Origin of the sequence: Nostoc sp. CHAB 5836 (assembly GCF_020829445.1) — a bacterium.
GTDB lineage: Bacteria > Cyanobacteriota > Cyanobacteriia > Cyanobacteriales > Nostocaceae > Nostoc.
This window is the reverse complement of sequence record NZ_JAIVFV010000002.1, coordinates 22,019-47,201: the sequence shown is the minus strand read 5'-3', so window position 1 is coordinate 47,201 and position 25,183 is coordinate 22,019. Positions and strand designations below refer to the sequence as shown.

At 40.7% G+C, this 25,183-nt stretch carries 28 protein-coding genes; 15 read left to right on the top strand and 13 right to left on the bottom strand.

Translation table 11 applies throughout. The annotated features are described in order from the left end of the window. Positions 1-41: 41 nt before the first annotated feature. On the top strand, positions 42-602 hold the full coding sequence (locus tag LC605_RS00735; protein WP_229545669.1) for a metalloregulator ArsR/SmtB family transcription factor: 561 nt from the start codon (positions 42-44) through the stop codon (positions 600-602). Between the two features lie 14 nt (positions 603-616). On the opposite strand, the gene LC605_RS00730 is transcribed toward LC605_RS00735, so the two are convergent. Continuing rightward, positions 617-1,330 carry a Uma2 family endonuclease gene (locus tag LC605_RS00730; RefSeq protein WP_229545668.1) on the bottom strand — a complete coding sequence of 238 codons (714 nt, stop codon included), beginning with the start codon at positions 1,328-1,330 and terminating at the stop codon, positions 617-619. A 261-nt stretch (positions 1,331-1,591) separates the two neighbouring features. Here LC605_RS00730 and LC605_RS00725 point away from each other — a divergent pair, with 261 nt between their 5' ends. After that, positions 1,592-2,182, top strand: a complete 591-nt coding sequence (locus LC605_RS00725; protein ID WP_229545667.1) for a Uma2 family endonuclease — start codon at positions 1,592-1,594, stop codon at positions 2,180-2,182. Between the two features lie 36 nt (positions 2,183-2,218). Here the strand turns inward: LC605_RS00725 and LC605_RS00720 are convergent, their stop codons facing one another. Beyond that, the gene (locus tag LC605_RS00720; RefSeq protein WP_229545666.1) at positions 2,219-4,234 is read right to left on the bottom strand and encodes an ATP-binding protein; all 2,016 of its coding nucleotides are present in this window, start codon (positions 4,232-4,234) and stop codon (positions 2,219-2,221) included. A 12-nt stretch (positions 4,235-4,246) separates the two neighbouring features. Next, positions 4,247-5,116, bottom strand: a complete 870-nt coding sequence (locus LC605_RS00715) for a substrate-binding domain-containing protein (protein ID WP_229545665.1) — start codon at positions 5,114-5,116, stop codon at positions 4,247-4,249. Between the two features lie 734 nt (positions 5,117-5,850). On the opposite strand from LC605_RS00715, the gene LC605_RS00710 reads away from it, so the two are divergent. Beyond that, positions 5,851-6,441, top strand: a complete 591-nt coding sequence (locus LC605_RS00710) for a Uma2 family endonuclease (protein WP_229545664.1) — start codon at positions 5,851-5,853, stop codon at positions 6,439-6,441. A gap of 364 nt (positions 6,442-6,805) precedes the next feature. Here LC605_RS00710 and LC605_RS00705 read toward each other — a convergent pair whose 3' ends face one another. From LC605_RS00705 to LC605_RS00690, 4 genes are all read right to left on the bottom strand, one after another. Continuing rightward, the gene (locus LC605_RS00705; protein WP_229545663.1) at positions 6,806-7,381 is read right to left on the bottom strand and encodes a Uma2 family endonuclease; all 576 of its coding nucleotides are present in this window, start codon (positions 7,379-7,381) and stop codon (positions 6,806-6,808) included. 184 nt (positions 7,382-7,565) lie between these two features. Then, complete coding sequence (locus tag LC605_RS00700) at positions 7,566-7,814, bottom strand: type II toxin-antitoxin system HicB family antitoxin (RefSeq protein WP_229545662.1); 249 nt, start codon at positions 7,812-7,814, stop codon at positions 7,566-7,568. 37 nt (positions 7,815-7,851) lie between these two features. Continuing rightward, positions 7,852-8,634, bottom strand: a complete 783-nt coding sequence (locus tag LC605_RS00695) for an ABC transporter ATP-binding protein (protein WP_229545661.1) — start codon at positions 8,632-8,634, stop codon at positions 7,852-7,854. Next, positions 8,624-9,757 (bottom strand): branched-chain amino acid ABC transporter permease, encoded by a 1,134-nt coding sequence (locus LC605_RS00690; RefSeq protein WP_229545660.1) that lies wholly within the window; start codon positions 9,755-9,757, stop codon positions 8,624-8,626. Before LC605_RS00690 ends, LC605_RS00695 begins: the two co-directional genes overlap by 11 nt. A 314-nt stretch (positions 9,758-10,071) precedes the next feature. Here LC605_RS00690 and LC605_RS00685 point away from each other — a divergent pair, with 314 nt between their 5' ends. From LC605_RS00685 to LC605_RS00675, 3 genes are all read left to right on the top strand, one after another. Continuing rightward, positions 10,072-10,269, top strand: a complete 198-nt coding sequence (locus LC605_RS00685) for a hypothetical protein (RefSeq protein ID WP_229545659.1) — start codon at positions 10,072-10,074, stop codon at positions 10,267-10,269. Positions 10,270-10,351: 82 nt separating this feature from the next. After that, complete coding sequence (locus tag LC605_RS00680) at positions 10,352-10,609, top strand: cytotoxic translational repressor of toxin-antitoxin stability system (RefSeq protein ID WP_229545658.1); 258 nt, start codon at positions 10,352-10,354, stop codon at positions 10,607-10,609. 112 nt (positions 10,610-10,721) lie between these two features. Further along, positions 10,722-12,308, top strand: a complete 1,587-nt coding sequence (locus tag LC605_RS00675; protein WP_229545657.1) for a glucose-6-phosphate isomerase — start codon at positions 10,722-10,724, stop codon at positions 12,306-12,308. Positions 12,309-13,053: 745 nt separating this feature from the next. On the opposite strand, the gene LC605_RS00670 is transcribed toward LC605_RS00675, so the two are convergent. Continuing rightward, positions 13,054-13,713, bottom strand: a complete 660-nt coding sequence (locus tag LC605_RS00670; RefSeq protein WP_229545656.1) for a Nif11-like leader peptide family natural product precursor — start codon at positions 13,711-13,713, stop codon at positions 13,054-13,056. Positions 13,714-13,991: 278 nt separating this feature from the next. Here LC605_RS00670 and LC605_RS00665 point away from each other — a divergent pair, with 278 nt between their 5' ends. The 4 genes from LC605_RS00665 (at position 13,992) to LC605_RS00650 (ending at position 15,550) form a co-directional block, all read left to right on the top strand. Beyond that, positions 13,992-14,309 (top strand): hypothetical protein, encoded by a 318-nt coding sequence (locus LC605_RS00665; RefSeq protein WP_229545655.1) that lies wholly within the window; start codon positions 13,992-13,994, stop codon positions 14,307-14,309. Continuing rightward, positions 14,306-14,668 (top strand): aspartyl protease, encoded by a 363-nt coding sequence (locus LC605_RS00660; RefSeq protein ID WP_229545654.1) that lies wholly within the window; start codon positions 14,306-14,308, stop codon positions 14,666-14,668. Before LC605_RS00665 ends, LC605_RS00660 begins: the two co-directional genes overlap by 4 nt. A 316-nt stretch (positions 14,669-14,984) precedes the next feature. Beyond that, the gene (locus LC605_RS00655; protein ID WP_229545653.1) at positions 14,985-15,251 is read left to right on the top strand and encodes a type II toxin-antitoxin system ParD family antitoxin; all 267 of its coding nucleotides are present in this window, start codon (positions 14,985-14,987) and stop codon (positions 15,249-15,251) included. Then, entirely contained in the window at positions 15,248-15,550 is a 303-nt protein-coding gene (locus tag LC605_RS00650) for a type II toxin-antitoxin system RelE/ParE family toxin (RefSeq protein ID WP_229545652.1), read from the top strand. Before LC605_RS00655 ends, LC605_RS00650 begins: the two co-directional genes overlap by 4 nt. Positions 15,551-15,691: 141 nt before the next feature. Here the strand turns inward: LC605_RS00650 and LC605_RS00645 are convergent, their stop codons facing one another. The 3 genes from LC605_RS00645 to LC605_RS00635 form a co-directional block, all read right to left on the bottom strand. Beyond that, positions 15,692-17,137 carry a DUF1802 family protein gene (locus LC605_RS00645; protein ID WP_229545651.1) on the bottom strand — a complete coding sequence of 482 codons (1,446 nt, stop codon included), beginning with the start codon at positions 17,135-17,137 and terminating at the stop codon, positions 15,692-15,694. A gap of 125 nt (positions 17,138-17,262) precedes the next feature. Further along, entirely contained in the window at positions 17,263-19,074 is a 1,812-nt protein-coding gene (locus LC605_RS00640; protein WP_229545650.1) for a P-loop NTPase fold protein, read from the bottom strand. A gap of 114 nt (positions 19,075-19,188) precedes the next feature. After that, a complete protein-coding gene (locus LC605_RS00635; RefSeq protein WP_229545648.1) occupies positions 19,189-19,845 on the bottom strand; it encodes a hypothetical protein in 657 nt (218 codons plus the stop codon). Positions 19,846-20,172: 327 nt separating this feature from the next. Between LC605_RS00635 and LC605_RS00630 the strand changes: the two genes are divergently transcribed. From LC605_RS00630 to LC605_RS00615, 5 genes are all read left to right on the top strand, one after another. Then, positions 20,173-20,667: a hypothetical protein gene (locus LC605_RS00630; protein WP_229545647.1), complete on the top strand. Its 495-nt coding sequence runs from the start codon at positions 20,173-20,175 to the stop codon at positions 20,665-20,667. A 95-nt stretch (positions 20,668-20,762) separates the two neighbouring features. After that, positions 20,763-21,119 carry a translation initiation factor gene (locus LC605_RS00625; RefSeq protein ID WP_229545646.1) on the top strand — a complete coding sequence of 119 codons (357 nt, stop codon included), beginning with the start codon at positions 20,763-20,765 and terminating at the stop codon, positions 21,117-21,119. Between the two features lie 410 nt (positions 21,120-21,529). Then, entirely contained in the window at positions 21,530-21,655 is a 126-nt protein-coding gene (locus tag LC605_RS32700) for a hypothetical protein (protein ID WP_267868355.1), read from the top strand. A gap of 37 nt (positions 21,656-21,692) precedes the next feature. Continuing rightward, the gene (locus tag LC605_RS00620) at positions 21,693-21,953 is read left to right on the top strand and encodes a hypothetical protein (RefSeq protein WP_229545645.1); all 261 of its coding nucleotides are present in this window, start codon (positions 21,693-21,695) and stop codon (positions 21,951-21,953) included. 102 nt (positions 21,954-22,055) lie between these two features. Next, positions 22,056-22,904, top strand: a complete 849-nt coding sequence (locus LC605_RS00615) for an A24 family peptidase (RefSeq protein ID WP_229545644.1) — start codon at positions 22,056-22,058, stop codon at positions 22,902-22,904. A 159-nt stretch (positions 22,905-23,063) separates the two neighbouring features. Here the strand turns inward: LC605_RS00615 and LC605_RS00610 are convergent, their stop codons facing one another. Beyond that, positions 23,064-24,035: a DUF362 domain-containing protein gene (locus LC605_RS00610; RefSeq protein WP_229545643.1), complete on the bottom strand. Its 972-nt coding sequence runs from the start codon at positions 24,033-24,035 to the stop codon at positions 23,064-23,066. A 52-nt stretch (positions 24,036-24,087) separates the two neighbouring features. After that, positions 24,088-25,170 carry an ATP-binding protein gene (locus LC605_RS00605; protein WP_229545642.1) on the bottom strand — a complete coding sequence of 361 codons (1,083 nt, stop codon included), beginning with the start codon at positions 25,168-25,170 and terminating at the stop codon, positions 24,088-24,090. Positions 25,171-25,183: the final 13 nt, after the last annotated feature.

The following is a 25,183-nucleotide window of genomic DNA, read 5'->3' as shown; positions in this document are numbered from 1 at the left end:
ATATACTTCTAATTAGATAGATATCTAATTAGAAGTTAGTTATGCAACCAGAGCAATTTAACATCTTACTGCGCTTTTTCAAGGCATTAGCGGATGATAGCCGATTGAAGATTGTAGGTATCCTAGCGAATCAGGAGTGCAGCGTTGAAGAATTGGCGGTGCTACTGCAACTCAAAGAACCGACGGTATCCCATCATTTAGCCAAACTTAAGGAACTAAATTTGGTGACAATGCGCCCGGAGGGTAATAGTCACCTGTATCAATTGGATAGCGAGGCTTTGCAAAGCATCAGTAAGGAAATTTTCACACCTGAGAAAATAGCATCTTTGATTGAGGATGTGGATACTGAGGCTTGGGAAAGCAAAGTGTTGAAAAATTATTTCGAGGGTGAATCTCTGAAGGAAATCCCCGCTAGTCGCAAAAAACGTTTAGTAATTCTCAAGTGGTTAGTAAACCAATTTGAAGTGGGAATCAACTATCCTGAACCTCTGCTAAATGACATTCTCAAACGCTACCATCCCGACTGCGCCACTCTGCGACGAGAGTTGATTGGCTATAAGTTAATGCAACGAGAGAATGGGGTTTATTGGCGTACAACATAGGTATGAAAGATGTTTCACAACAGTTGTTCTGGGTTAATTCCCCGTTCTTGCAGTCGTGTCAATAAATCTTGATATCGTTGGCGTTCTTCCTCAAGTTGTTGGAGAGCTACTTCTTTGGCTTGACGTTCTTGTTCAGCGCGTTGACGTTCTTGTGTACGTACTTGGTCAAGCTCAACGGGTGTAAGAAATTTATATCCATCAAGGCGATATATTTCTAGAGTTTGTGGGGTGAGTTCAAAGCGGATTCCCAAACGGGGACTTATCCAACCATGAATCTGGTTGATTTCTTGCAACCAATCTTCTGAGCGCACAAACCCTGTTAATTCATTTCGGTCTGGGTCGTAAATGTAATATTCTTCAACTCCATAACGTTGATAAAACAGGAGTTTATGTGCCATTTCTTTAGTTGTATTACCAGGAGATAATATTTCAAACACCACTTGTGGCGGAATATTATCTTCTTCAAATTGCTTGTAAGAACCCCTATCTACTTTGGGTCTACCAAACACTACCAGAGTATCAGGTGCTTGTTTGATGTTAGGGTTGCCTGCAACTGGATACCAAAATAAATCTCCAGCGATGAATACATCTAGTTGGGATGCAAATAAAATTTCTAAATTTTCTTTAATAGTTACTATCCAGCGAAATTGCTTGGTATTCTCCGCCATTGGTTGTCCGTCGCTTTCGGGGTAGATGACCTCAGATGCGGTATTAGGAGTGATTACCATAATGCTACGCCTCCACTCTTCGATATTCTCATAGTTTAGGACAATTCACATAAAACTTGTAGCTGACTAACTTTAGATAGCACTTTAAAATGGTATAGCAATTCCCAGTTACGTGAGGTACAAATAATATTTTTAAACGCAAATGGACGCAAAGTAAAGCGCAGAGGTACGCAGAGATTTGTACCTCAGCAGACTAGGAAACGCTATAATAAATAAAAAAAAATCAGCCGCACAATAACAGCACATCATAGGTTGTATTTTATGCCGTTAGAAACACAAAAATTTTACTACACACCTGAAGAGTATTTAGAAATTGAAGAAAAGGCAGAATATAAAAGCGAATATCGTAATGGAGAAATTGTACCGATGACGGGTGGCACTACAAATCATAATAAAATTTCAGGCAACTTTTATGCTTATTTGAAGTTTGGTTTGAGAGGCAATAATTATGATGTTTATATTGGTGATGTACGTTTATGGATACCCCGTTATCGGCAGCACACGTATCCCGATGTGATGGTGATTGAGGGAGAACCTATTTATACAGGAACCAGTACAACAACAGTTATGAACCCGATATTAATTGCTGAAGTTTTATCTAAATCGACTAAAAATTATGACCAAGGCGATAAGTTTCTTTATTATCGCTCTATTCCCGAATTCAGGGAATATATTTTAATTAACCAATATGAGTATCATGTGATGCAGTATGTCAAAACTGCGGAAAATCAATGGTCATTTACTGAACTTGAAGATGAATCTGCAACTTTATCACTGCAAACGATTGATTTTCAAATTGGATTGCACAACCTTTATGAGCAAGTCAATTTTGCAGAAAATAATGAAGATTAGAAAAAGAAGTTTTATCGAACTATTGTGCAAAATCATCTATCGAATGGGGATTGTAATTACAAACTCTGCACCCTGTCCCGGTGATGAAATGCAGCGTAAGGAGCCACCGTGTTTTTCAGTAATTATTTGGTAGCTAATTGACAATCCCATGCCCGTACCTTTGCCAACAGGTTTTGTGGTGAAAAAGGGGTCAAATAGATGTGACTGGATTGTTTCTGGAATTCCTGTGCCATTATCAGCAATACGAACAACGACATTTTCATTCACCTGATCTGAAAAAATACGAATTATCGGTTCTGGACAAAGGCCCTTTTCAAAAGCCTCTTCTAAAGCATCGATAGCATTTGCCAAGATATTCATAAATACCTGATTCAATTGTCCTGCAAAGCACTGAATTTTAGGTATTTCACAATAATCTTTAATCACTGTGATTTGAGGGCGATGTCTATCGACAACCCGCTTTGCGTCTACCTTTTGGGATTTGAGACGGTGTTGTAAAATTAACAGGGTGCTGTCAATCCCTTCATGTATATCAGCAGTTTTAAACTCGGCTTCATCCAAACGAGAAAAAATTCTTAAACTAAGCACAATTTCCCGGATGCGATTGGCTCCAATCTTCATGGAAGCCAACATTTTCGGCAAATCATCTGTTAAATATTCAATATCGGCTTGTTGTTGAGCATTTTGAATTTCTGGTTCTGGGTAGGGGTAATACTTTTGATAAAGTTGAAGTAACGACAGCAACTCTTGAGTATAATCATCAGTGTACTTGAGATTACCGTAGATGAAATTCACTGGGTTGTTGATTTCATGAGCAATACCAGCAACCAATTGCCCCAAAGAAGACATTTTTTCGTTGTGGATTAATTGGGATTGGGTACGTCTGAGTTCCTCTAAAGTATCCTTGAGAGCGATATTTTTTTGTCGCAGTGCTTGGGTTCGCTCTTCTATTTTTCCTTCTAGTGTTTCGCTGTAAAACTCTAGCTTTTGGTTCGCTTCATATTGTTCTGCTAGCAGTTGCTTTACCTGTTGAATTAACTGGTTAAAAGAAATAGCTAAGATTCCAACCTCATCTTCAGTGATTACGGGAGCTTGGAGATCAAAATTAGATTCTTGGGTGACTCGTTGTGCAACCTGTGTGACAACTTTGAGGTAACGAGTAATTGTTCGCGCAATTAAAAATCCAATAACTGCCACAATACTGCTTCCCAACAAAAACAGCAGTCCTAAATGCTTCCATAACTTCCATTGTTCAAGCTCTAGCAGCGAGATAGGATACAAAACTGTAGTTTTTAAAGAATGACTTGCTCCTGGAAATACGATAGTTTTGCCTAAATAGTTTTTGTTGTCAATAGAGATTCGTGTAGGAGGCAAATCAGGAGCAGGAAATTGCCAATTTCTCTCCTTGGCTGCTATCAACAAAGTTGCTGCAAATACACGATTTTCTCTGTGGATAATCAGGTGTTTAGAGGAACCCGCAGCAATTTTTTGCAGTAGGGCATTGTCTACTAATTTGCCGATGATGATTCCTCCTAAAAGTCCTGCTGATGATTTGATCCCATTTGTTACCACTTGGAGAACTTGTTGCTGGCCTTCTACATCTACCAAATCGCCTAAATTTGCCCCTTTACTAGCTGTATTAGTAACTACTCTGTCTAATAATTTGGCTTGGCTCAAGGAGTTATTTCGTAAATCTACGAGTACATTACTCTGAGTATCAATTACCTTAATCCAATCCAATTTCAAAATAGATTTAAGTGGTAGTAATATTTGCAAAAGCAAACTTTGATCACCCTGTTTCACAGCCTGATTCAGCATCTCTCGATTAGCGATCAGTTCGATTTCAGTTTCTAAGGTTTGCTGTTCGTACTGAATATCTTCAGAAACTCGTTCAGCAAACATTCCGATTTCTTGGCGAAGATTCTGCTGCAAACTATTGGTAAACCAATTTCCTAGCACCACTAAGCCCAGCATGAATACGCTCAAACAAACTGCAAGCAGTGGGAGAACAATCTTTTGGCTAAGTTTCAGCTTCCTGAAAAATTTTTGCATGGCAGATTCAATTTATTTACCAGGAACTAAGCCATTATTTTGTAGTAGTTTTTTACCTTCATTGCTAAAGATAAAATCAATAAAATTCTTAGTAGGTGCTGAAGGTGTTTTGTTCCAGATAATACCTATGTGACGCACCATTTGGTATTGACCACTGGCGAAGTTTTGTCTTTCGGGAGCAACACCATTGAGACTGAGACGATTGACAGGCAATTTATTTATGAGGGAAGATGCTAAAGAAAAAGTGCCGATGGAATTAGGAGTATTTTGTAAAGCTTCCATCAATTCTCCTTCTTTGTTTAAAACCACGGCTTTAGCTGTAGTCTTCTCTTCTCCTAAATAATATTTTCGCAATAACTTTTTCGCTGACTCATCTTCGGGTCTATCCAACACTACAATGTCTGCATCAGCACCGCCTAATTCTCGCCAATTTGTAATGTCACCTTTGTAAATTGCTTTTAATTGCTTGGTTGATAAGTTGGTAACACCTTTAACACTATTATTAGTGGCGACAATTAACAAATCTTGTGCAATTTCACGATATTGAATTTTACCGTTATCTTCTTCTGGTTTGAGTTTTTTACTGCTACCAGCGATATCAATGATATCGTTTTTTAGGGCTGCGATCGCTCCTTCAGATTGGCTATTGGAAATAAACTCAATTTTGACAGTTTTATTTTGGGATTGATATGCTTGTGCTAAAAGTTTTAAAACAGTTATCGTTGAACTAGAACTACTAATTTTGATAACTGTTTTGGGTTGAGAATCAGATTGGCTAACAACTTGATTAGAATTTGTCAAATCAGTCGGTTTGGCTGAGGTGCAACTGCAAAGTCCAAGGAGGATGATTCCGATGATTATTGAGTCAGCAATATTTTTCATAAGTGAGCCTTTAAGATATCCTAAATCTGATATCTGGTGTGAGCTTTCATGGCTTAGTATTCCCAAATACTCATAAAATCTATAGCAGTCCGCTTTGATTCTTGAAATTATTTCCGTGGTGCGCAAGCGCCATAGACAAAGCAGAGCTATTTCATTCTCATCTAGCCGGCCTCAGAATGAATTCTGAGTCTAATAGCGAAAGTCGTCTCAAGACGACTGAGAAAAAGTTTTAGTTCTAGGACTTACGCAAAATCATGAAAAAACGAACCGCCAAGTACGCCAAGTACGCCAAGAAATAGGAGTTTCAGAGAGTTATTGCGTAAGTCCTAAGTCCGTTTTAACGGAGTTTAGCTATAAGAGAGGAACTTCAGTTCCGGGTGGTTTATGTCTAGAATGAAATAGCCCTGTAGACAGAGAGTAGGAAAAGAGGCGAGAAACATCGCGTCTGTACTGGGGAGTGGGGAAGAATCCCTATTTCTCACAAGCTTGAGGAGAAGAAGGGGTAGAGGAGCAGAGGGGAAAGAACTCTCCCCTACTCAAGAACACAAGGGTAGGCTTTGAGAGATCTGGTGAGAAATCCGGGAAGAAGTCTTTTGGGGGCGTACTAATTTTAAAAAAAAAATACGAGTTCTACATAATTGGATTTGATGCCGTGTGCGGACTAACTTCAGATCGCACTTTAAAATGGTGATATAACCATAAGTTTTAGCCGCACAATCATAGGTTGTATTTTTATGCAGTTAGAAACACAAAAATTCTATTACACGCCTGAAGAGTATTTAGAAATGGAGGAGAAAGCGGAATATAAAAGCGAATACCGTGATGGAGAAATTATACCGATGACGGGTGGCACTAAAAATCATCATAAAATTGCTTTGAATTTAGCTGCATCCTTAAAAATTGCTTTAAGGCGTCAAAATTATAATGTTTATATGGTTGATGTACGTATGTGGATACCTCGTTATCGCCAGCATACGTATCCCGATGTAATGGTGATTGAGGGACAACCTATTTATACAGGAACCAGGACAATAACGGTTATGAACCCGATGTTAATTGCTGAAGTTTTATCTAAATCTACTAACAATTATGATCAAGGCGACAAGTTTCTTTATTATCGCTCTATTGCGGAATTCAAGGAATATATTTTAATTGACCAATATCAATATCATGTGATGCAGTATCTAAAAATTGCGGAAAATCAATGGTCATTTACTGAACTTGAGCATGAATCTGCAACTTTATCACTGCAAACAGTTGATTTTCAAATTGAATTGCGCGACCTTTATGAGCAAGTAAGTTTTGCAGCGAATAACGAAGAATAAAATTATTTTGCTAGAGTAAGAGGATGTTTTAAAACTGTTTCGCTGTGACTTTAGGCACTTTTATTTAGATCCCCCCTAACCCCCCAGGGCTATTCCATTCTCATCTAGTCCGCCTCAGAATGAATTCACCAGTCTAATAGCGAAAGTCGTCTTTAGACGACTGAGAAATTTAAACGCATAGGCGCCTCGCCTTCCCGCAGGGTAGGAACGCAAAGGGAAGCGCAAAGGTTTGCAGAGAATTTGCTACGAATTAATGAAATGTTGTACTAAGCACAAACCCTTTTTCTAGCAGCGAATCAGAAAGGTCATCCCGTCTTGGTGGTTCAAAGTGATAATACGGTTCAGTCGTGACCAAAGTTCTTCACTAAATTTGTGTTTCTCCCTCGGTAAAGATCGGAGGCCACAATTCAGTAATGGGCAATTCCCAACCGGGAAACAGTTCTGGTATCGTTAAAATATGGCCATTTTCTAAAACTGTAGGTTCGCCTGTAGAGCGATAAATTGTAACTGTCTCTTCATCAGGATCAATCAGAATGCCGACGATCGCTCCTAGTTCTATAAATTTAAGTATTTTGGCTGCTATAAGTTTAATTTTATCGCTCTGAGATTTAATTTCTACCACCAAGTCAGGGACAAGTTCTCCAAAGTAACGAGGACTTTGGAGAAGTCGGGAAGCACGAACAAAGGAAACATCGGGTGCTTTGAGGTTTGTATCTGGCATAATGAAACCGCCTGCGGAATCAAATACTCTTCCCCAGCGACGAGGATTTATCCAAGCAAACAGAAAAGCGATGAGACGACTACTAATTTCGCTGGATACAATATCTGACGGGCCCATGATTGAAATTTTCCCATTTTCGAGTTCCAGCTGGTAATCTAAACCCGCTTCGGTAAAAGCGGTTTGGACTTGCTCTAAATCTCTGACTGTCATCATTGACATAAAAAGCTTTTTCCATTAATATTTTGACTCGATTTTAACGAACTTTGGGGGTTTAAGTCCCCAGCAATATAGGCAGCGCGAATTGAAGCCTAAGCTAAATCCCCGGACGCTCGCAGACTCGCTAACGCTTCGCTAACACAAAACGTAATTGCTCTCTTCGCAGCGTTAGCGACTGTGCGTAGCGTCATGGGCGAAAAAGCGAATTGCGAATTGGTTTAACACGAGCCTTATCTAATGTTTGTGGTTCTGGTAAAGGCTGACCATCTTCTAAGTAAGATTCGATTAACATTTCTAAGACTTCCTGAGCATTTTTCAAAGCCTCCTCATAAGTGTCTCCATGAGTACAAGGCTGCATAATATCCGGTAAATCAGGTAATGAAACTACATAACATTGATCTTCATTTGACCATTGAATTAATATTGTATATTTCATGCTTCTGGTTCTTAGCCAAATTATTTTGGCATTGAGTTTATTTTCCCAAATAAGCTTCTAAAACTTTGGGATTGGTTTGAATTTCTGCGGGTGTACCGTCAGCCAAATTTTGCCCTTCCGCAAGTACCCAAACGCGATCGCACAAGGACATAACCACATCCATATTGTGTTCGATAATCAGAAAGGTCATGCCTTCTTGGCGGTTCCAAGTGATAATGCGATCGCAAATATCATCAATCAATCTCGGATTCACCCCAGCCGCCGGTTCATCCAACAAAATTAATTTGGGATTAGTCATCAGCGCCCGTCCCATTTCCAGCAGCTTACGTTGCCCACCAGACAAGCAACCAGCATAATCGTGTGCTTTTTTTGCTAAACCCACTGATTCTAATAGGAACATTGCCCGTTCTTGGAGTTGCGTTTCTTCCTTAGCGACAATGTGCGGTTGCAACTGCACTTGCCAAAAATTTTCACCCGTTTGTTTTTGCGCCGCCAGCAGCATATTTTCTAAAACAGACAACCGCGAAAGGGTGCGTGCAACCTGAAAAGTGCGGATTACTCCCTGCTGGGCGATTTGATATGGTTGCAAATTGTGAATCGGTTCGCCATCAAAAATCACTCGTCCCTTATCTGGGCGGATGAAGTTTGAGAGTAAGTTAAATAAAGTGGTTTTACCAGCACCATTGGGGCCAATCAAGCCCGTAATGCTGCCTTTGGCAACTTCGATTTTCGCTTCATTGACTGCTTTGACACCACCAAAGCTTTTAGAAAGTCCAGTGGCTACCAAAAGGGGAAGTGGGGATGAATAGTTATTTACCAAGGGTGAGTTCCTCCTTTTTCCCTAAGATACCTTGAGGACGCCAAATCATGAGTACCATCAAAATTAGTCCGATTACCATGATCCGAAATGCACCCAAACGGGCTTCATCAAGGGGAACGATTCTAGGTAAGACTTCCCGCGTTAGTGCATCGTAAGCAAAGAAAATTACCGCACCTAAGATTGTGCCAACATTGTTCCCAGAACCGCCTAAAATCACCATAATCCAAGTATCAAAGGTGATTTGGGGTTGAAAATTATCAGGGTAAATAGCGCCCAATTGCCAAGCAAAGAAAGCACCAGCGATACCCGCGATCGCACCTCCCAGCATGAGAGATTGTAATTTATACCAAAAAACATTTTTTCCCAGCGCCTTGGGAATTTCTTCATCTTCGCGGATGGCTTTGAGAATTCTACCCCAAGGCGATCGCACCAAAATTTCTAACCGCCAGTATACAAATGCTAAAACCAGCAGTAATACTAGCATTAAACCCGCTTTTGGATTGTAGTTATACAGTCCGATTACCCCAGAAATATAAATTGCTGCTGCCAAAATTGCTAATACAATTCCTACACCCAAACGGGATGCGAATTCTTGCTTGCTAGTTGTCCTTTTACCTAAATCAGTAGTCCGAGATATTTGGGTGGTGCGAATCCATCGCCATAATGTAAATAAAGTTACAGCAGTTAGTAGCGTTAACAACCCAATCATCGCTAATCTGACAAACAAATTCGGCTCTGTTGATAGGGGTATGGGATAACTTTGCACACCAAACGCCCCAGAAATCCAGGTATCACCCACAGGTAATTCCTGGTTATTTACCACCAAACGAATTAATTCTCCTGTGCCAATAGTGACAATCGACAGATAATCTTCCCGCAAGCGGAGAGTTGCAAAACCAATTATCAAACCCAACAAGGCGGCGACAATTGCCCCAGCTACAGCCGATATCAGTAGGGGCAAACCCTTTAGGCTTAACAATACGGTTGTATATGCTCCCAGAGTCATGAAAGCAATATGACCAAAGTTAATTAACCCCGTAAAGCCCCACTGTAAATTGAGTCCTAGTGCGAATAGAGCGAAAATTGCTGTAGAAATTGCTAAGAAAATTAGATAGTCAACCATGTTTAGGGAGTTAGGAGTTAGGAGTTAGGAGTTAGGAGTTAGGAGTTAGGAGTTAGGAGTTAGGAGTTAGGAGTTAGGAGTTAGGAGTTAGGAGTTAGGCAAAACAGTTCCGAGTAAAAAAGCGAGATTCCCCGCTCAAAACTCCCTCATCTCCCTCATCTCCCTCATCTCCCTCATCTCCCTCATCTCCCTCATCTCCCTCATCCCCCTACCCCTCAACGCTTGGCGAATAAATTTTAGCGTAGCTTGAGCGGAGCTAATTTTATGGGAATACTATTTATTGTTGGTGTTGGGTTGTAGGGAATAATTGACGTATGAATTTGCTACGTCTTAGAATGCATCATTTAATCGAGCAGTTAGGCGATGACGACTTGCAAGAGATTTGGAACGTTCTCGAAGCTTTACATTATGACTTTTATATGCTCAAAGCGATACAACAAGTAAAGCGATCGCAGCAACCGTGGGATATTTTAACCCATGAAGAAGCGGTAAGACTGTTGATGTTTTTTTAATTCAGCAGCGCTTTCTTTTCTTGTGCCAGTGGCCCCTCTCTTGTGCCAGTGGCCCCTCAAGTTTTGGTTAAGGTAACGCCTAGTGAGTCTAGAAATGCGCTATGCAAGGTCTTTTTTGCTAGACCTGAAAAATTTAGAACCTGCCGCCTACGAGCGGGTGCATGATTTTGTCTTTATTGAATTGGCCCAAAAGTGGCAGTTGAGTGATTTACAAGAACTACGACAGCTTGATAACGAAGGCATTTTTCACCGCTTCACCCTGGATAATTATCTGATTGGTATAGAAATCAGGGGCGAAATTGTGAAATTTCTGCGTGTCATCCCTATGCCAGATGTTTAAAGTCAGGAGTCAAGGGAACACTTAAAACTGTAAACTGTATAAGGCTAGGCAGGGATCGCTATAACCTTCCATTAAACTGGTTTTTGAAAAACACTTTATTTGAGATTTCCCTATGGATGCTAGGGCACTTTGGCAACGATACCAAAACTGGTTATATTTCCACGAGGGATTGGGGCTGTACTTAGACGTAAGTCGCATACGGTTCGATGATGCCTTTGTGGAATCGTTGCAGCCGAAGTTTGACAAGGCGTTTGCGGATATGGCTCAACTAGAGAAGGGTGCGATCGCAAATCCCGACGAGAAGCGCATGGTTGGACACTACTGGCTGCGAAATCCTGATTTAGCGCCAGATCCAGAACTTACACAAGAAATAGTCCAAACCCTAGAACAAATCGAAGCCTTTGCGGAGAAAGTCCAAACAGGTGCTATTCATCCTCCCAGAGCAAGCCGCTTTACGGATATTATCTCCATTGGCATTGGTGGTTCCGCTCTCGGCCCCCAATTTGTCGCAGAAGCTCTCGCTCCTGATTTCCCGCCCCTGAAACTTCACTTTATCGATAACAACGATCCCGCAGGTATCGATCGCGTTATCAATCATCTCCGAAATAGCCTCGCTAGCACTTTGGTATTGGTAATCTCCAAATCTGGGGGAACACCAGAACCTCGTAACGGCATGATTGAAGTTAAAAAAGCCTACGCCGGACACAATTTGGAATTTGCCCAGTATGCGGTAGCTATTACCAGTGTTGATAGTAACCTCGATAAACTAGCCAAAGATGAAGGCTGGCTGGCCAGATTTCCCATGTATGACTGGGTAGGAGGACGCACCTCAGAAATGTCTGCTGTGGGGCTAGTACCAGCAGCATTACAGGGCATTGATGTTCGTGCCATGCTAGATGGTGCAAAAGAAATGGATGACGCCACCCGCGTCCCAGATGTGAAAAACAACCCAGCAGCCTTGCTCGCTTTGTCTTGGTACTTTGCAGGCAATGGCAAGGGCGAAAAAGATATGGTTGTCCTACCTTACAAGGACAGCTTATTTTTATTCAGTCGCTATTTGCAACAGCTGGTGATGGAATCCTTGGGCAAGGAAAAAGACTTAGACGGCAACATTGTCTATCAAGGCATCGCCGTTTATGGCAACAAAGGCTCAACAGATCAACACGCTTACGTCCAGCAGTTACGCGAGGGCGTAGCGAATTTCTTTGCTACCTTCATTGAAGTGTTAGAAGATCGTCAGGGCCCATCCACTGAAATAGATCCGGGAGTTACATCAGGCGATTATCTTTCCGGTTTTCTCCAGGGAACCCGACAAGCGCTTTATGAAAATCACCGCGATTCGATTACAGTTACGATTCCTCAAGTTAATCCCCGAACTGTAGGGGCATTAATTGCTTTGTATGAGCGTGCTGTTGGTTTATACGCTAGTTTAGTCAACGTCAACGCCTACCATCAACCAGGTGTAGAAGCTGGCAAAAAAGCTGCTGCCTCTATTCTCGATTTGCAAACACGAGTGGTCGCAGTGCTACAAAAAGAAAAGACTCCCCTTTCTCTTGACGAACTCGCCGAGAAAGCAGGCGCATCAGATCAAGTTGAGGCAATTTACAAGATTTTGCGTCATATCCACGCTAATCAGCGAGGTGTAGTTTTGCAAGGTGATCTTCAGAAACCGGGTAGTTTGACCGTTTCTGCTAGCTGATAGCTCTAGTCTAGATATCACATATTGTCCATAATTGTTGTATCAACAACAATTTTTTTGTGAAGCATCCTAGATAAGACCTCTTGCAAAAGTCCCTAACACCCCTCCCCGCTCTTCGGGAGGGGAGACAAAGCGTAGCTTTGGCTCTTTGGGGTTTAAATTGTTTGATTTATGCAAGAGGTCTATAGAACAATACGCTTCAGTTAAGGATTTTTGGTATTGATTTTAGGTATGTAGAGACGTTGCATTGCAACGTCTCTACAAAGGATTTGGGGCTTAACTGAACTGTATTGGTCTATAGAAGATATATAGCGGTTCCCAATTGCATGGAATACAGACCTAACAAGAACAGCCCCTTCCCTTCTAGCGTTGGGGAGTAAGATTCAAAGCAATACTGCGTAGGTTTTGGCAAAAAAATAAAAAATGTGTAGGTTGGGTTGAGGAACGAAACCCAACCTAAGAGCGGGGTTTGTTGGGTAACGCTTTGCTCAACCCAACCTACAAATATTAAAAACCTACGCAGTATTGAGATTCAAAGCCTCTCTCCTCTTAGGAGAGAGGTTTGGAGAGAGGTCAAATTTGATCTAGAATTTTCATCAAAAAACCTTAACCGAACCCTATTGTCTGTGTTCTCTGTGCCTCTGCTGTTTGAAAGTAATTTATTTAACCACAGAACCACAGAGAACATAGCGAAAAAACAAGAAATTTTACGAGTCACCTTGAAAGGGCTGGATCTAAGTAATTACTAATTACTAGTTAGCATGAGGCGTTGACTAAAGTAACTCTTGGGTAAGAAACACCGATCAAGTAAAAAAGGATTGTTGTTATTTTCAGACAAAAAAGTACCTGGCTTATTCCGATGACAGAATGGTGGCACAATTCCCCAGTGTTCTGCTAGCCAAATCCAATATCCTATTTCAATTCTGCCGTAACTTGATACCGTAAGAATCTCCCCAACGCTGTTGTGAATAGATACTAATTCTGACGATGATTTGATTTCAATTAACAGCCAAGCTAATTCATCTACAGAAAAGTAATAACCATTATCGGCAGCTATATTGACGAACTGCTGCGGATGTTTAGCTATTAGCAATTCTTCTTTGAGAGATGGTGTTTTTTGTGCAAAATCAAAAAGATCCCAAATCTGTCTTCTCGTAACTAGAAACCAGGCAAGTTCTTCTGCGGTTAAATTGTAATCATTTTCTGTTGCTAACTTGAGAAACGGCTCAAGACTATCGGTTCGTGCTAGTTGACTTTTTAACTGGAAAGTTTGCTCTACTAGTAACAAAAAATCAATAATCTTTTGCCATGTAACTTTGTCAAAATTTTTGTTAATTTTTATTTTTTGTTTCCAATAAATGTATTTATCTTCTTTAAGAAAGAAATTCCAAATTTGATAATACATGGGTCATTTCGCCTCAGTTTTAAACTTGGCAGAGGTTTGTGATTAATGAACACCAGTGTAGTAAGTATAATGTGTTTCTTCGACCGTATAAAATCTCTTATATCATGTAAATGAAGTTACATAGTGGCTGAGTATGAATTTTCTGTAAAGTTTGTCACGATAAATAGCAGTTACTGAGAAAAAGAGGAAGGATTGCGATCGCTGGGGCGGGCTATGCCTACGCTTGTTGTTGCTTCCCGTAAAATAAAGTTAAGACAGCATCAATAAATGGGTTTACTATGACTGAATCCACTGCAAAACAACCTGCACGTCGAGGCAGAATTTTTCCAGAACGCATTTTACCACCAGAAGAACTTGCTAGACGCAAAGCTGAAGATGAGGTATTTTATCATCGCTGTCGGGAAATTTTTGAGCGTGTACGTCCCGATTTTATTCAGGAACACTATGGCTGGTATATTGCTGTGGAACCTAATAGTGGAGATTATTTGATTGATGTGGATAAAATGCAGGCTCATAAAAAAGCCCTTGAAAAATACCCAAATACTGACCACTGTGTTTTTTGTCTAAATGAAACTGGAACAACTGGCACAATATGATTCAGGGTAAATTTTGGGAAAAAGGGCAACTATTTTTTGAAATTGAGTTAATAACTTATGATGGATTAAATTTGCCTGTGGATGCCATGTTAGATACGGGTTTCACAGGCTTTCTGGCTATTAACAAACAAGATTTAGAGAGTCTGGACTGGGCTTATATTGGTAAGGAAACTTTGCGAACTGCACAGGGTGAAACCTTATTTAAAATATATTCCGGCAAGTTGATATTAAACGAACAAGAGTATGAAATTCCTGTTTATGCAGGGGATGAAATTACTGAGGTTTTGTTAGGTTCAGAGTGGCTAAAAATTCTCCCATTGGTAGTTAATTATCAGGCTGATATATTAACTTTGGGATAACTTTGATGCCTAGGATGGTTACTGACTTGTACTGCTCTTCTCTGCGAGACGCACTCGCGTTCGACTACGCTCAGGAACCGCGCAGTCGTTGGCGCAGCCTCTCGTAGAGAAGTGCTGGCTACGCCTACAAACTTCGGTTATTTGGAAACGAACCACAAAGACGCAGAGAACGCAGAGGTAAGAAAAGAGATATATTTTACTATCTTTAATTAATAGGTAAATCACGCAGAAAGTAAAAGCGATCGCTATTCAAATTATCTGACTTTAAATGTTGTTACAATAAGGTTAAAGCTGTCAATAAACTGCAATATCAATCATGAATATCCAAATTAAACCTGAACTAGAGCAAATTATCCAAGCGCAAATTGCTACAGGTAGATATGCGAATCCTGAAGAAGTTATTAGTAAAGCATTGAAGTTGTTATTAGAGTGGGAAAAAGGTTATCAGCAGTGGGTTGAAAAAACGCGAGAAAAAGTTGAGGTTGCTATTGAGCAACTGGATAGAGGGGAAGGTATTGATGGGGAAGTTGTAGTTGAACAATTGCGAGAAAAACTGCGTAAAGCGAGAGAAATACAAGGATGAAACAACATATTATCTCTCCAAAAGCTAGTCAGGATTTATCAGAAATTATTGATTATTTTGTCAGGATAAATATTGATACTGGGGAACATTTTGTTGAGAAGTTTGATAAAAAGTGTAAAAATTTAGCTAATTTCCCAAATATGGGACGCAGCTACGGAAATATTAAACCTGATTTGCGTGGTGTTCCTTTAGATAATTACATTATTCTTTATCGAGTTATAAATAGTGGAATTGAAATTGTCCGTGTAGTTAGTGGTTATCAAAATTTGGAATCTTTATTTGCAGAATCAGATGAGTAAGTTGGTGTTTTAGTTTATTTATAATTATCTCCTAGCTATTTTAGAGTTATTTTGAAACGAACCGCATTCGCGAGTGCGTCTCCCCCTGGGAGAAGGACGCAAAGAGCGCGAAGGTAAGAAAAGAGATATATTGTATTATTTTTAGTTAATAAGTAAATCGCGGAGAAAGTAAAAGCGATCGCTCTTAGAATCACTACCTTTAATTCGCCCCAAGTAGCCTGTTAAAGGTGAGGAAAGTTCTATCAGAATTTCGTGCATTTCTGCTGGTTTTATTGGCTGTGGCGGATGTGAGCCGAAATATGCGCCATGTAGAGCTTCAACACCAGTAGATTCTATACCTGAGTTTTCTAAATAATTTTTGACAAGCTGTGTAATGTGCGATCGCAACCTTATTGATTGTTCAACTTTATCTATATAATTATTAATTTTATCTTCAGCTAAACCAAAAGGAGCTTGTTGCAAACACTCTTTTAGTTCTAACAAGTTGATAGAATTTCTGTAGTGTGCTTGCAGTTCAACTAGTTTTTGTAGAGTTTCCGGGCTAATAACATTCATTTGATTTTCGGTTGCTGTTCTCAGGGCGTAAAAATTTAGTTCTCCGGCAGCTACAATTAATTTAATAGAATTGTCATACTGAAATTTACCAAGATGGTTCATACCTATTTTTAGTAACTGTGCAGGCGTTCCATCAGTAACTTTTTCAGTTTTAGTTGCCTTGCACTCTCCTATAATTGGATAAGGTTGTTCAGCATAAAAATCCATACCTCCTGTGCCACCAGTTGCATCTGGATTCAAGCCTGAACCTGTAAAGCCTAATTTTAGTAATCCTCTACGAACCAATTTTTCAAATGTATGTCCGTCGCTAGAGTTCCCAATGTCAGCAATTTGATGAATCCAAGGTAAGTCTAAATCTAATGAATTGGTTGGTTTATCACTACTCCAACCTAAAAATATTTTGATATCGTCGTCTAATTGTTTAGCTGCTGGTTGGCTAATGGTTAAGGATGCGATCGCACTCTGCAATTCTTCCAATTCAGGATGTAGCCGGGGTTCTAGCTTTTCTAATTGGCGTTTGCGTTGGGCGAAGGTGCGATCGTTTAATACTGGGTTGGCTTCAGAAATAGTTAAAGGCTCATTTAAATAAATAAATTGGCTGTTTGCCTTTATAGAGAGTGTAATTAGTTTGGGTAACTGATAGACGCGCAAGTATAACAAAAAAATATTATGTCGTTGCGTTAATATTTCTTGTAATGCTTCTGTAGTCCAAATTGTTAGCGGTGATAAAGCAGACAATAATTCAGTATTATGTAGAGGTTCACACTTTTCACACCTCACCCAGGCTTTAACTGATATAGTTTCAGCACTTACTTGGGCAAGAGCAGTTTTGGCATTAGCTAAGAAATTTGAGTTATAGTACTGCTCAACTGGCAGTATATTAATTGAAACATCTGTTGGATAAAGGGCAAATTGACGCTCTGGAACGATATAATTTTTGCACATAGCAACAATCACTCGTCCTTGAATTAATGCCTCAATATCAGGTGCAGGCAAGCAAATAGCAGTATTAATTACAAGAGAATTATTCATTATTGCTGAAAAATTCAAACATTGCGGCTAAAGAAATCGAGACTACCTGCGCGGGCTTGGTTTTTTTAGCCCGCGCAGGTAGCTTGAAGAACATTTATTACAACAACATATACCATATACTCGTTTTAAATATCTTCATCAATAGCATCTTTAGGAATTTGCCCAGATGGGGCACTGATAATTTCACGTATGAGATTATTGTCGAGTACTATTCGATTCTGTAGGACAAAATCAATGATTTGTGCTTCAGTTAATTCATAATCATTTCGGGCTTTCATAACAGAATAAATTGCTAAAAGTGGCTTAATTTGTTCAGCTTTTAATAATACCCATTCTCCACCTAGATGATGTGATAAGAGTATATCTAAATACTCTTTGGCTTTAGTACCACTACTAACGTTTTTAGAACGAACTAAACAGCCACGAGTTAAATCAAATTTTTTGTATTCTATTAAGCGTTTCAATCCAGCCTGTAGAAACCTACCGCTAATTCCTTCAAGAACAGCCACTCCGATTTTTATAACATTGCCGTTTTCCTGACCAACAATTTTAAAATTAATATATCCTTGGTCTATACTACGAGCTTTAATGTCTGTAATTTCTGTAATTTGGACTTTTCCCAAAATTTGTCCAACTAGGGTAGAAAAGCTAAATTTTAGAGCATTAGCGAGTTTATTATTATCCTCAATATCATCTTTTATCTTACTTTCAATGGCTGTTATTTCCTTATTGTAAGCAGATTCTACTGGGTGCTTTAACGGTGGTGGTAGTATTATTTCAGTAGGAATAATCCAGTTTTCTGCACACCATTGTAAAACCTTTCTAACCATTGGTTTCTCCCTTCCTAGTTCCTTCAGTTTTGCTTCATCAAAAGGATAAACTGAATGAGGTGGTGTTACTTCCTGTTGGTCATAAAAGTCTTTCAACCACTGGGAAACTAAAGCAATAACATCTTCAGCTTTGAGATAAGTTAACTCAATACTTCTTTGAGCTATCCGATCTGTGACTGATTCAGCCTCTCTTAAAGCTCTTATTTGATCAGTCCAGGTTTGAGGAAACATAGCTGTTACAAAAACACCCCGTTTAATCTTGTCGTATAAGTCTTTGGCTAAAATAGCTGTAACTTGTGATGCCGTGAATCCTGCATCATTACACATTAGGATACTTTCCAATTCGTCAAAACAAATGACTATTGGTTTGTAATGACTAATTAAGTCCAGAATTTGACGAACTGTACTGAAAGCTTGGGCTTCTCTATCCTGGACGCTGGAATTTGCTAAACCTAGTGCATCAGCTCTTGACTGTGGTAATTCTTGACCAGCAAGCCAGTTTATAGCGTAGCGCTCCTCAGATGGATTAGAGGAGAGTGTCCATAAAATTGCAGCAATAATGTCAGGATTTTCAATGTCATGCTTAATTCCCAGGACTCTATCCGTCCAATGCTCAACCACCCTGGAATTTACTTTTAAGACTTCGGAAAAGTGAGAAACCATCTCATCAAGTGTGAAGGCTTTGTTGTAAGCTTCATTGAAAATAGCAGTGGCTAATTCCCGCCATTGGCTCATTCCTTGGCTACCGATTTGTTTGAGGCTATTGGCTAAATTTCGTAAAAATTCAGCTTTAATTCGATTTAAATCGTTAATCTCACTTGTATAGACAAATAAAGCACTACCATCATTCTGAAGTCGGCGGCGAATTCGACTGATCAGATGGCTTTTACCTAGTCCTCTTTCAGCCTTGATGGTAATGCCTATGACTGTCTGTTGCTTGGTGCGAACTCTCTCAATGGCATCAAAAACAACATCTGAGGCATGGGCATTTAAGGAGGGAACGTCAGGAAAACCTGTTACCCAAATATCTTGACTTCTAACTACTAAAGGTCTGTCAAATGGGTTGTGACTTTTGATGGTATTAATTAGGTCGTTGTCGTTAGACATGGATCTAGAGTGAGGTTAATTTTGGATGGTAGATTTTGGATTGCTCAGTATTTGTAGCTGCACGACATCTAAACTGGCGTTTCAGTGAGTCTGAAGAGCAACCTAAGAATAGGTTTATGAGTTTAAAAGCTTGGCGTAGCAACGTAACCCACTTACTGGGGTAGTTATGGAGTCTTCCAGTTTGTCTGGATCACTGTCTGATAAGCTACCGCCTTGGAGTTGCAAAATATCCTTCTCTTGCATTTCCATTAGCCACTCATTAAAATCTTCACGACTAACGCGATCGCCTATTTCTCTCCTGATACGATAAATTGGCACTAGATCATCTAGGTTGTAGTTTTGGTTCAACTTGTCATAAACTTCCAACGCCACTGATTTAAACTCGTCGTAAGATGCGATCGCCCTACTCTTCCCCTTAACTGCTACATCTGCACTACTTACGGCAACATCTATCTGACTGATCCATTTCACTAGCGCATTTGCTAGCCAATATCCAACATTAGTTTCAAACTTAAAATTGCCACTTCTCAAACCCTCACCCAATACCTCTAAACCCTTGCCAGATGTCAGAGAATATCCTTTTTTGGAAATTGCGATCGCACCCTGCTTCTGTAATTCCTCTAATATGTCTAGATAACCCGCTACATTTTTGCCCTTAGATTTCATTCGGTCACTTAGTTGACCCTTCTTAACTTCCTGCTGCGTTCCTCCCAAATCCCATAAAGCCAAAAGGAGACGAGTGCTAATTAGGGCTGTGTTTTGTGATGTCATATATTGTTTGACAAAAATCATGATACTAACTGTATCTTTTTAAATTATTTACCCAAAAAAAATAACCGAGAAATTGCTGAAGATTTCGGCGTTTCAGCTAAATAGACTCTTGAAAAATCAACAATATATTTCCTTGGGATGAATGTAGTTTCTCTCAAAGGCAGGATGGAATACTTGAGAAAATCCATGAAGATGATAGAGAAACGCTGTGGCAGTTGTAAATTGAGTGGTATATGTTTTTTCTATTTCCTTGGGAAATAACAGGAATTCCAACTTTGTTTTTGCAACAGCTAGGCTTTTAGCAAATACAGGTGATGAAGAAATCCAATGAACACAATATATAAAGAACGTAAGATAGTTTCGCGTTTATTTGCAGTGCTGCTTTCGGCATTGTTAATGGTGCCCTTGCTGAGTAGCTGCGGAGGCGGTTCCCAAAAGGCTTCAGTTCCACCACCAGTTGATGATACTATTAGTAGAACAGTGAGCGATCGCAATACCACAAACCAAACTGAAGCTAAGAAAGGATTGGGTACGGGTCAAAAAGTGGCACTTTTGGCGGGAGCTGCGGCACTCTACTATATGTACAACCAACATAAGAATGCTCCCGAAGAAGGAGCGCAAGGTAAATACTATCTTTCTAAGAATGGGCGTGTATATTACCGCGATGCTGAACATCGCGCTCATTGGGTAACTCCACCAGCAGAAGGAATTCGAGTACCAGAATCTGAAGCACAAAAATATCGAGAATTCCAAGGCTATAACCGGAGTACCACAGGTCGCGATCTCGCTGGTATAACTTCATCCGCAGCTCCAGCTCTCTAGATCAGCGAAGCGTGTGTAAATAAGAAAGCGGGTTTCCCGGAGGATAACGCCGATCGCGCACGTCGGAAACACGAACTTAAATCAGGAGACAGATTATGGTAGATGAATTTTTCCGAAAGGCGAAGGAGTTGCTTTTGGGGTCAAACAGCGATCAAGCTGAACAAGATGCCAAATTGCGCGATGGGCGTAGCCCCGGCGTAGGCGATCGCAATGTACGTCCAGCCAGCGAAGATCCCTACGGTGATCCCGCAGATCCGGCATCTTACGGCAATGTACGTCCAGCCAGCGAAGATCCCTACGGTGATCCCGCAGATATCGCGTCTTACGGCAATGTTCGTCCAGCTAGTGAAGACCCCTACGGCGACCCCGCAGACCAAGGGGAATTTGGTAACGTCCGCCCAGCCAGTGAAGACCCCTACGGCGACCCCGCAGATCACGATTCCCGCCGTTAACGCAAATTCCGTTTGTATGCAATAAACATCTGGTGAAAAAGAGACGTAGCAGTGCTACGTCTCTACAAGGGTTCTGGGTAAGGCATATTTAATTTCACTAGACGCCTAATACACTCTGACCTCTCTCCTTTTCGGAGAGAGGCTGTATGAGACTCAACTAGGAACCGCTACAATACTGCGTAGGTTTTGCCCAAAAACCTTAACCCGTGTAGGTTGGGTTGAGGAACGAAACCCAACATTTGGGGGGGCTTTGTTGGGTTTCGCAGAGCCTCAACCCAACCTACGATTTTCCAAAACCTACGCAGTATTGGGAACCGCTATATTGTCCTGTACATTAATCGGCAAGAATAAACCAAACTATATTACGAAACGTAAACACACCTTAAACCCTTATAAATGACGAAGGACAAATGACAAATGACAGCCTTAGCCAGTTAGCTTTATTTGCGTCGCTCTACTTACATCAATCCGAAGAATTGCGAATTTTAAAGTACAACCTGGCCAATCTGGCAACCTTTGCTAGAAGTTTCGGGTAGACTAGAGTGAAATCTAGCAATCAAATAACAGTCGATAGTGTACGCATTACGACAAGGACAAACAAATTTTACTGCCCCAAAGCACCAGACGCCTTTGATTGATCCCGCCATAATCAGAGCTGCTGGGCAGATTTACTACACTCACTGTGAAGTACATCCCGAAATAGCTGGGCAACCTTCCGGTGTAGCAATTAATCGTATGAATCATCGAGGCAAGGTTATTTTTACTAACCAACCAGTTCTCTTACCTCAAGAATGTTTTGTGCCCTTGAGCCAAATTGAATCCCATATGTATTAGTTATTAGTCATTGGTCATTGGTCATTGGTCATTAGTTCTCGACAAAGGACAAAAGATAAAGGACAAATGACAAAGGACAAATGACAAAGGACAAATGACTGTATGGACATTTTGTTCGCCGTTCCGGCGAGTGTAATGATCTTTGGTTTGGGTGCATCTATTGGCAGTTTTCTCAATGTTATTGTTTATCGCCTACCTGCTGGGTTGTCAATTCTTTGGCCGCCTTCTCGCTGTCCTAAATGCTTAAACCAGCTAAAAGCTTACGACAATGTACCAGTATTCGGCTGGATTTCGTTAAGAGGGCGGTGTCGATATTGCAAAAGCAAAATTTCTGTCCGTTATCCTGTGGTAGAAGGGATAACGGGCATAATTTTTTTAGTGATTTTTTTGGTATTTAAGATTTCGACTTTAACGATAGGTTATTGGGCTTTTTGCAGTTGGTTATTGGCGCTATCGCTTATAGACCTAGATACAATGACCCTACCCAATCCACTTACTCAGTCGGGTTTGGTGGTGGGGATTTTGTTTCAAATGGTTGTTGGTTTTTTACCAGAAGCTAGTTTCGTGGCATTGGTAAATCACCTGATGACGGCAATAGTCGGTGCAGTATTAGGTTTATGGCTATTTGATGCGATCGCTCTATTGGGTTCAATTGCCTTTGGTAAAGCTGCAATGGGTGCAGGTGACGCGAAGTTAGCAGCCATGATGGGAGCCTGGTTGGGCTGGAAGTATTTGCTCTTGGCTAGTTTTATTGCTTGTGCGCTGGGAGCGTTAGTTGGTAGCGGTCTTATTATGGGTAGACGCAAAACTTTGAGTCAAAAGACATCAGGACAAAGGTTAGGACAAAAGATGCCTTTCGGCCCTTTTCTGGCTTTAGGATCTGTGATTACTCTGTTTAGTGGCGAAGCCATTTTGTCTAGCTACCTGCGGTTATTTTTTCCAGCCTCGTGAATTGGGGTGGGGGGGATGAGGGGGATGAGGGGGATGAGGGGGATGAGGGGGATGGGGGGGATGAGGGGGATGGGGGGGATGAGGGGGATGAGGGGGATGAGGGGGAATTATTGAATAAATCTCTCCCATACCCCAGTGGAGAGGTGATTAATCGTGTCTCTACTTCCTTCCATAAACAGTTATCGGTTCTTTGATAAATCGGGTGTAAAGATGCTTAAACGTAGATTTAATTACGCGGGGCATACCAAAATCGATGGGCATTAACTTGTCTGGTAGTCGCCAATCTTCTATTTTTAATAAGTCAGGATTTAAATGCGGAAACTCTATGTCCGCAAGTTCTGGACAAACTCCTAATCTTTGGGAAGCTGCTACTGTGGGCACTTGTTCAGGAGGAACATTGAGGATTTCTATCATTGCCCGATCTAAGGCAAATATATCTGATGCGGCTGCTAAAATGCCCAGGTGGCGAGGTTCACCGTTGCTGGGGCCATTACCTTCATGACCGATGATGCCATCTAATATGGTTAAGTTAGGGTTAATTGCCCTGGCAGTTTCTACTAACATTTCACCAAATCTATTGGCATCTTTTCCAGCTTCCATGTGCCACCAAGCTTTCATTTTGCCAGGGACGCAACCAAACAAGTTTTTTACGCCTAGTGTTAATGTCAACTGCATATGTGATTTCACTTTAGGTAGGTTAATCACTACGTCTGCTTCCATTGCTTCTTTAGAAAGCCGCAGATGGTTAAAATTGTCGCTAACGGTTTGATAACGCTGACCGTGAAAATCGATGATCCCAAGATTGAGTTCTTCTAAAATAGGCAGATAGCCGTTTGCCACTGCTACACCTTTGGCACTGCCAAAAGCCGGACTATCGCCCAAAAATGGCTTACCGCCAACCTCAATTATCATCTGGGCAACTTGGTAAACTAGTTCGGCACGGGTGATACACTCTTTACCAGGACGCGACCCTGTAAGTAGATTCGGTTTGAGTAAAACGCGATCGCCTTTTTTTACAAATGCTCCTATTCCTCCAAAAGGTTCCAGCAGTGTCACTAAATATTCCCGTAAAGCCTCTCGTTCGTAAGATGTAGCCCGAATTAAACTGACAGATGGTTTTTTAGTCTGCATGGATAATTTGAGTTCCAAGTAGTGAATAGCGCCAACACTCAACAGTCACCTACTAACTTAACCTCTCCCGCAACCACAAAGCTAATAAAGGTAATGCAAGTTGATAACCTTGTTCAGCACTATAGATTAAACCTTTGTGCTGTAATCCAGTCAGGGAACCCTGAAGGCTACCACCTCTTGAAAGACCATGTTTTTGAATATATTCTTTACTTTGTGGCTTATCTATAGGATCTAAAGCTAAAGATTCCAAAAGATGCAACTGATTTGCTGGTAATAACATCAATAAAGATTCAAATGTTAAAGATAAATCTTTGAGCAATCCTTCTATTGCCTCCTGCACTGCTGCTTCACTAATTAACCCATCAGGATAAGAGAAAATTTGCAGGCGACGAACTATGGCCATAGCGTCGCCGATGTGTCCTTGTACAGCATCTAAAAATAATTGCAATGCAAGTGAGCGAGGATCAAATTTCAGTTTTTGTGTATGCAATATTTCTCTCGCCCATAATGCTAAAACGTCGTTAGGTAAGGGGGCTAGTTGTATAGTTTCTAGGGGATAATTTGTTTCATCTGTTTGATGACCTGTCTCAGCGATCGTTGCTACTAAAATATAGCTGACATGAGTTTGCACATTGATTTCTCGCCTAAATCTAGCTTCCCACAAATGATTCCGATCCCAAGACCGAATGTGCGGAAAACTCTGCAAAATCAGCACCACACGCTGATTCAAATTAACAGCCATAATTTGTAGCAAGTTGAGCAAAATTTCAAATGCTTGCCATAGCTGTTTTTGATTCAAAGAACGCAATAGCTTGAGTTTACCTTCTGGATGAAAGACAAAAAACTCATTGCCAAAGTTGTTTACCCAGTCTTGAATTTGTGCTGCTTGCCAATTTTGACTAATCGCTTCTGCTAGCAGTTGAATAAATCTCTCCCCATCGATCGCCCGGATGCAATCTATCTCCAAAACTATCGCCCCAACTTCTTGGGTAGCGACTCGCACTAAAGTCCGCCGCCCACTACCCGGTACGCCAGTAATCAGCAAGTCTCCATCTTGCGCCAGCACTTCGACAATGCGCTGAAATTCCAGCGATCGCCCAATCAATTGTAAAGAAGTAGACAGTTCCAAACTCACTACTTTTCGCCCT

Bases quoted from the DNA above. Each gene is read 5' to 3' on its own strand.
- LC605_RS00735 (WP_229545669.1), top strand. From the start codon at position 42: ATGCAACCAGAGCAATTTAACATCTTACTGCGCTTTTTCAAGGCATTA.
- LC605_RS00730 (WP_229545668.1), bottom strand. From the start codon at position 1,330: ATGGTAATCACTCCTAATACCGCATCTGAGGTCATCTACCCCGAAAGC.
- LC605_RS00725 (WP_229545667.1), top strand. From the start codon at position 1,592: ATGCCGTTAGAAACACAAAAATTTTACTACACACCTGAAGAGTATTTA.
- LC605_RS00720 (WP_229545666.1), bottom strand. From the start codon at position 4,234: ATGCAAAAATTTTTCAGGAAGCTGAAACTTAGCCAAAAGATTGTTCTC.
- LC605_RS00715 (WP_229545665.1), bottom strand. From the start codon at position 5,116: ATGAAAAATATTGCTGACTCAATAATCATCGGAATCATCCTCCTTGGA.
- LC605_RS00710 (WP_229545664.1), top strand. From the start codon at position 5,851: ATGCAGTTAGAAACACAAAAATTCTATTACACGCCTGAAGAGTATTTA.
- LC605_RS00705 (WP_229545663.1), bottom strand. From the start codon at position 7,381: ATGTCAATGATGACAGTCAGAGATTTAGAGCAAGTCCAAACCGCTTTT.
- LC605_RS00700 (WP_229545662.1), bottom strand. From the start codon at position 7,814: ATGAAATATACAATATTAATTCAATGGTCAAATGAAGATCAATGTTAT.
- LC605_RS00690 (WP_229545660.1), bottom strand. From the start codon at position 9,757: ATGGTTGACTATCTAATTTTCTTAGCAATTTCTACAGCAATTTTCGCT.
- LC605_RS00685 (WP_229545659.1), top strand. From the start codon at position 10,072: ATGAATTTGCTACGTCTTAGAATGCATCATTTAATCGAGCAGTTAGGC.
- LC605_RS00675 (WP_229545657.1), top strand. From the start codon at position 10,722: ATGGATGCTAGGGCACTTTGGCAACGATACCAAAACTGGTTATATTTC.
- LC605_RS00670 (WP_229545656.1), bottom strand. From the start codon at position 13,713: ATGTATTATCAAATTTGGAATTTCTTTCTTAAAGAAGATAAATACATT.
- LC605_RS00665 (WP_229545655.1), top strand. From the start codon at position 13,992: ATGACTGAATCCACTGCAAAACAACCTGCACGTCGAGGCAGAATTTTT.
- LC605_RS00660 (WP_229545654.1), top strand. From the start codon at position 14,306: ATGATTCAGGGTAAATTTTGGGAAAAAGGGCAACTATTTTTTGAAATT.
- LC605_RS00655 (WP_229545653.1), top strand. From the start codon at position 14,985: ATGAATATCCAAATTAAACCTGAACTAGAGCAAATTATCCAAGCGCAA.
- LC605_RS00650 (WP_229545652.1), top strand. From the start codon at position 15,248: ATGAAACAACATATTATCTCTCCAAAAGCTAGTCAGGATTTATCAGAA.
- LC605_RS00645 (WP_229545651.1), bottom strand. From the start codon at position 17,137: ATGAATAATTCTCTTGTAATTAATACTGCTATTTGCTTGCCTGCACCT.
- LC605_RS00640 (WP_229545650.1), bottom strand. From the start codon at position 19,074: ATGTCTAACGACAACGACCTAATTAATACCATCAAAAGTCACAACCCA.
- LC605_RS00635 (WP_229545648.1), bottom strand. From the start codon at position 19,845: ATGACATCACAAAACACAGCCCTAATTAGCACTCGTCTCCTTTTGGCT.
- LC605_RS00630 (WP_229545647.1), top strand. From the start codon at position 20,173: ATGAACACAATATATAAAGAACGTAAGATAGTTTCGCGTTTATTTGCA.
- LC605_RS00625 (WP_229545646.1), top strand. From the start codon at position 20,763: ATGGTAGATGAATTTTTCCGAAAGGCGAAGGAGTTGCTTTTGGGGTCA.
- LC605_RS32700 (WP_267868355.1), top strand. From the start codon at position 21,530: ATGACAAATGACAGCCTTAGCCAGTTAGCTTTATTTGCGTCGCTCTAC.
- LC605_RS00615 (WP_229545644.1), top strand. From the start codon at position 22,056: ATGGACATTTTGTTCGCCGTTCCGGCGAGTGTAATGATCTTTGGTTTG.
- LC605_RS00610 (WP_229545643.1), bottom strand. From the start codon at position 24,035: ATGCAGACTAAAAAACCATCTGTCAGTTTAATTCGGGCTACATCTTAC.